This is a genomic window from Kitasatospora sp. NPDC023120 (genome assembly GCF_055560835.1).
In genome coordinates this window covers 1-5,166 of record NZ_JBVHHY010000077.1, presented here as the reverse complement: position 1 = coordinate 5,166, position 5,166 = coordinate 1, and the positions used below count along the sequence as shown (strand labels likewise).

At 69.3% G+C, this 5,166-nt stretch carries 3 protein-coding genes and 4 pseudogenes; 3 read left to right on the top strand and 4 right to left on the bottom strand.

Translation table 11 applies throughout. The features are described from left to right. Nucleotides 1-315, top strand: a pseudogene (locus ACZ3TI_RS40565) (transposase); the annotation flags it as partial. Nucleotides 316-940: 625 nt separating this feature from the next. Here ACZ3TI_RS40565 and ACZ3TI_RS40560 read toward each other — a convergent pair. Then, nucleotides 941-1,217, bottom strand: a pseudogene (locus ACZ3TI_RS40560) (hypothetical protein). 35 nt (nucleotides 1,218-1,252) lie between these two features. Here ACZ3TI_RS40560 and ACZ3TI_RS40555 point away from each other — a divergent pair. Beyond that, a pseudogene (locus tag ACZ3TI_RS40555) lies at nucleotides 1,253-2,332 on the top strand (ISAzo13 family transposase); the annotation flags it as partial. 26 nt (nucleotides 2,333-2,358) lie between these two features. Next, a complete protein-coding gene (locus ACZ3TI_RS40550; RefSeq protein WP_465735548.1) occupies nucleotides 2,359-2,778 on the top strand; it encodes a hypothetical protein in 420 nt (139 codons plus the stop codon). 744 nt (nucleotides 2,779-3,522) lie between these two features. On the opposite strand, the gene ACZ3TI_RS40545 is transcribed toward ACZ3TI_RS40550, so the two are convergent. The 3 genes and pseudogenes from ACZ3TI_RS40545 to ACZ3TI_RS40535 all read right to left on the bottom strand — a co-directional run bounded on the left by ACZ3TI_RS40545 (nucleotide 3,523) and on the right by ACZ3TI_RS40535 (nucleotide 5,036). Next, complete coding sequence (locus ACZ3TI_RS40545) at nucleotides 3,523-3,885, bottom strand: transposase (protein WP_465735546.1); 363 nt, start codon at nucleotides 3,883-3,885, stop codon at nucleotides 3,523-3,525. Further along, nucleotides 3,860-3,982: pseudogene (locus tag ACZ3TI_RS40540) on the bottom strand (IS30 family transposase); the annotation flags it as partial. The gene ACZ3TI_RS40545 and the pseudogene ACZ3TI_RS40540, both read right to left, overlap by 26 nt. 793 nt (nucleotides 3,983-4,775) lie before the next feature. Then, nucleotides 4,776-5,036: a hypothetical protein gene (locus ACZ3TI_RS40535; RefSeq protein ID WP_465735544.1), complete on the bottom strand. Its 261-nt coding sequence runs from the start codon at nucleotides 5,034-5,036 to the stop codon at nucleotides 4,776-4,778. Between the last annotated feature and the right edge of the window lie 130 nt (nucleotides 5,037-5,166).

The following is a 5,166-nucleotide window of genomic DNA, read 5'->3' as shown; positions in this document are numbered from 1 at the left end:
GTCATGCTCGACTCCACCCGCCTGGACGTCATGGCCGTCTTCGCCGACGGCACCACCGGCCGCCCGGAGCTGACCATCGCGCTGGATGTCGCCACTCGCTCCATCCTGGCCGCCGTCCTGCGCCCGGCGAGCACCAAGGCCGTCGACGCGGCGCTGCTGCTCGCCGAGATGGCCGTCCCGCACCCGTTGCGCGTGGGCTGGCCCGACGCTCTGGCCATGTCGCGCGCGGCCGTGCCGTACGAGGACCTCCTGGACGCGGACAGGCGCCTGGAGGCCGCCGCAGGCCGCCCGGTCGCGGGGCCCGGCCGGGTTGTGGACCGGACTCGGTAAAGCTGACACAGGGTCATATCGCCGGTGGTAGACGGCTCTTCACCCTCGTGGCCCACTACTCTCGCACAGCCGTCGGGGTCCGAGGAAATCCCTGCCAGGAAGTGCCACCCCCTGAAGGACTCGCTTGCCGACCGGTTGCTGCGCAGCAAGGTCTTCGTGGTGGAAAAAGCGCACTCAGGTCTCTTTCCCGGCAGGTCAGAGCATGTTTTTATTCCAAACCCGGCACAGCTCGGCACGTGCTCTTCCGGAAAGCCGGATGATTTCGCATGCTGAACCAGCACCGCTTTTTCTTCAGCGGTCAGTACAGACGCTCGTTCGTTGGACCGGACTCGCGTCAGTCTCCCGGACTCCGTGTGGTAGCGGACCCGGACCTCGCACGGCCGGCGGTGGGCCCACACCCACCCGCCGGCCGTTGCTGCCTTCTTCCTCAGCTACGCCCGGGGGAGACCCCGGGAACGGCACCAGGCCGTTGTCGGCAGCCTCGGAGGCCAAGCCGGTGTTACCGGCCGTTCGGGACCGGTCCACTGCCCGCTCGGGGGCCGGGCGCGGACCAGTCCCCAGTGTGTCTGCGTCGGCACGCGGAGCCTCCGGGGTTGATCCGCACGTGCAGTCAGGGGGTGTCCCTCTGCCACTCCCAGCGACGCGGATCCGCGGGCCACGGTTCGTAAGTGGGCACGGCCGCCGGCGCCGTACGCGCCGATCTCGGTGACCAGCGCGGCACACTCGACGAGCTGATCGGCGTCCCAGCCGGTGACATCCAGGAGCAGGCCGTCCAGCGGGCCACCGACCAGCTCGCGGTACTCATGCCCTAACCGCGGGCCGGGGTCGTCGTGTTCGGCTCCGCAGATGAGTGGCCGGACAAGTCCTAAGGGCTTGCAGAGGAACAACGTGTTGCTTCCCGCTTGGCGGCTCGTTGGTCGGTATGGGCGTATCGGAGAGGGCGAGGTCTCAACTCGCATCCAAGTTTGAGGCGTTGCTGCCGCATCTGGACGAGCGGCAGCGCCGTCTGGCGATAGGAGCCGAGGCTCGGGCGCTGGGACATGGCGGGATCCGGACCGTCGCCCGGGCGGCGGGCGTCAGCGAGGCGACCGTGTCCAAGGGCGTGACCGAGCTGGAGTCGGGCCAGGCCCCGTTGGGGCGGGTGCGCCGTCCGGGCGGAGGGCGCAAGCGGCTGGTCGATCTCGATTCAAGGCTGTGGTCGGCTCTGTTGGCGTTGGTCGAGCCCGATGTGCGCGGTGATCCGATGTCACCGTTGCGGTGGACGACGAAGTCCACCCGCCGCCTGGCCTCGGAGCTGACCAGACAGGGCCACCGGATCTCGGCCGACACGGTCGCCGACCTGCTCCGAGAGGAAGGCTTCAGTCTCCAGGCCAACGCCAAGACCCTTGAAGGCACCCAACACCCAGACCGCGACGCGCAGTTCCGCTACCTCAACGAACATGTCCGCGAGCACCGGGACGCGGGCCAACCGGTGATCAGTGTGGACACCAAGAAGAAGGAACTGGTCGGCGAGTTCAAGAACAGCGGCCGCGAGTGGCAGCCCACCGGCGAGCCGGTGCGGGTCAGCGTCCACGACTTCGCCGATCCCGAGCTGGGCAAGGCCGTCCCGTACGGGATCTACGACCTCGCGGCGAACGCCGACTGGGTCAACGTCGGCTGCGACCACGACACCGCCGCCTTCGCCGTGACCTCGATCCGCCGATGGTGGCACGGCCAGGGCAAGGACACCTATCCGCAGGCCACCCGCCTGCTGATCACCGCGGACGCCGGGGGCTCCAACGGCCACCGCACCCGGGCCTGGAAGATCGAGCTCGCCGCCTTGGCCACCGAAACCGGGCTGACCATCACCGTGTGCCACCTGCCGCCGGGCACCTCGAAGTGGAACAAGATCGAGCACAGGCTGTTCTCCCACATCACCATGAACTGGCGAGGCCGCCCACTGACCAGTCACGAGGTCATCGTGCAGACCATCGCCGCCACCACCAGCCGCAGCGGACTGCGCGATCTCAGTTGCAGCCTTCCCCACCCGTGACCGATCCTGTGCGTTCGGCCGACGAGGAGTACGTGGTGGGACTTGTTCTGTTTCCCGGTGACGACAACACGGACAGTCCGGACATCTGCTGGTCGTACACGGGCTTCGGGATGTTCCGGGAGTGGCTGGCAGACATCGAGGGCTTCACCCTCGATGAGATGCAAGGCTTCGGGGGGAAGCGTGCCTGGAGTGACGTCTCCACGACGCTGGCACCGCTCCTCGACCACTCGGACTGTGACGGCCCCGATCTCACGTCGGCGCAGTGCGCTGCGATCCTGCCCCGTCTCAACGAGATCGCAGCGATGGCGCACGGCCCGGGCGATCCCATCTGGCGGCGCCGCATCGAGGACGTCCGCCAACTCGTAGTCGTCCTGCAGGTCTGCATCGAGAAGGACGTGGACCTGCTCTTCGGCTGACCACCAGTCGACGTCCCCTCCTTGTCCAACCGCTACCCCGGGCCGGGACGTCCAGGCCGACCGCGAGCTGCCGCACCCGACGCACAAGCCAGGAGCAGCCGTCCGGCCACCGCCCGAGCCGCAAGAGACCGGGCCCCCACGGGATGAACCGCCTCGGGGCCCTGGCAGGATCGGAACGCGCGGTGCGTGCCGCATCCCATTGCCCGCGGCGCGCACCGCACAGGCCCTCAGCAGCAGTGCGCCCGCCCGGCGAACCATCACCACACCACCCCCGACGCCCTGATCCCCCTTGCCCAGCCGGGACACTGCAATCCCTTGCAGCCGGTGCCCCTCTCCCCGCGGCCGACGGATCGCCCCCGTCGGCCGCTGCCGGCGATCCGACCACCAGTGACAGGACCCGCGCGGTAGGCGGCGCAGCATGGGCGGCGGGCAGCAGCCCGGAGCCGAGGGTCCGGACGGCGACCGCTTGGTCCGCCGAGGAAGGCGGAACGGCGCCCGCACGGGCCGGACAGCGGGCCCGAGCCCGGCGGGCGACCGGGGTCAAGCCCCGGGTGCGGGGCTCAGGCGCAGCGCGTAGCCGGGCGGCGGGTCGGCGCGTCGGGCGGGACCGCCGGACGCTCCCTGGTGGCGGGGCCCCGGGGGTCAGTTGCCGCGCGGTTCCTTGACCAAGGCGTCGCGGCTGCCGTCGGTCAGCTGAGCCCACCGCTCGTACTTGAGCTTCCCCCGCTGTGCGGGAGGTGCTGATTACCTGGTCAGGACGGGTTCAGGCGGTTCGACGGCCACTGGTTCGGCCGTCACCTGGTCGGCGTAGTACTTCGCCTCGTACTCGTCGGGGCTGAGCCAGCCGAGGCGCTTTTGGATGCGGTGGGTGTTGTAGAAGCCGTCGATGTAGGCGAACAGCGCCAGGTCGGCTTCGATGCAGGTCGCGAAGGTCGTGCGACGCACGCACTCGGTCTTCAACACGCTCCAGAAGTTCTCGGCCAGGGCGTTGTCGAACGAATCGCCCACGCTTCCCATGCTCGGCTCGATTCCCGCCTTCAGCAGGCGAGTTGTGAGCTTGATGGACGTGCACTGCCCAGGTTCAACCAGTCGTTGCAACAACAGCACCCTGTTGGATCAACACTAGCTGCTCGTTGAAGACTTCGGCGGGTGTCCTCCATCCCAGGGTCTTACGAGGGCGGCTGTTAAGTGCTGTGGCGACAGCATGTCCGGCATCCTTCCGCACCTCGGGGGAACCTCAACTCCTGGCGGACATAGGGCCGCGCCGATGTCTGCCATGCGGGCGAGCCGGGCCCCGGCCGGGCCCAGGACGAAGCGGCCGTCGGCCAGGTCGAAGGCGAGCAGCTCGTAGGCGGTGCGCGCGGCCTCGGCGATGTCGTGCTCGTCGCGGCTGCGCAGTGCCAGGCGGTCGGCGAGCGCGGCCCGGCGCAGCCGGTACTCCCGTTCCAGGGAGGCGCGCGGGCACTCGCCGTCGTACCGGGCCGCCTTCGCCCAGATCTTGTCGGCGCCCTTGGCGAGGAGCTCGCACCAGGTGGTGTCGGCGGCAAGCTTCTCCACGAGCTGGCCGACCGTCTCGTTGTCGCGGTCGACCTCGACCAGTAGCACCGGCACGCTGGCGCCGGGGTCGCGCAGGACGAGGTCGGCGTAGCGGGCGGGGCGGCCGGGCAGCGGGTGCTCGACCTCGGTGGAGAACGCCTGGAGGTGGCCGAACCCGGCGCGGGCGAGGAGGCCGGCCGTGGCGACGACCTCCAGGGCGTGCTCGGAGAACGCCGTGCCCGGGCCGTCGCGATCGCGGCGAGCCCAGGCCGAGGACATCCTCGCCTGCATCGGCAACGACATCGCCGTCACCACAGAGGAGATCCTCGCCTGCAGCGGAGCTGGCGGTTGCTCTGGCTGGTCGGTCGCTGGTCGCCGGCGGCGGCGCGAGCCCGGGCGTAGGCGTGGGCAGCCGGGGTCCGCAGTTGAGCGCCGGTCGGCGCGGCCAGAACGGGGCGGTGTCAGTGAGGAGTCTCTGTTGTTGTGGGGGGCATCAAGCAGGGGGTTCTGACGCTGAAGGCCAGAAGCCCTCCGCTCGTGGTCTCGACAGTGACCAGGTATCGGCTCGATGCCTGGGATGCGTCGAGGACTGTGTCCACCTTGCCGTTGACGCTCTCCCGGTAGCCGTCGATCTTGAAGCCCTGCTGTTCGAGCATCGTGCGGACCTTGCGGACGGCCTCAGGATGCTGTTCGAGTGGGGTGGAGCTGTAGACCGCGTACATCAGTTTGTACCGGCCGTCCTCCCGGACCTCAGAAAACTAGTGCAGCGCCGCGCTGATCCTGCGAGGGTTTACCCGGCCTTGAGTGGGGTTCCCTCGTAGGTCCAGCGGAACGGCTTCGCTTCCGTGTCGT

Coding starts and splice junctions, on each gene's coding strand:
- ACZ3TI_RS40535 (WP_465735544.1), bottom strand. CDS start 5,036: ATGTACGCGGTCTACAGCTCCACCCCACTCGAACAGCATCCTGAGGCC.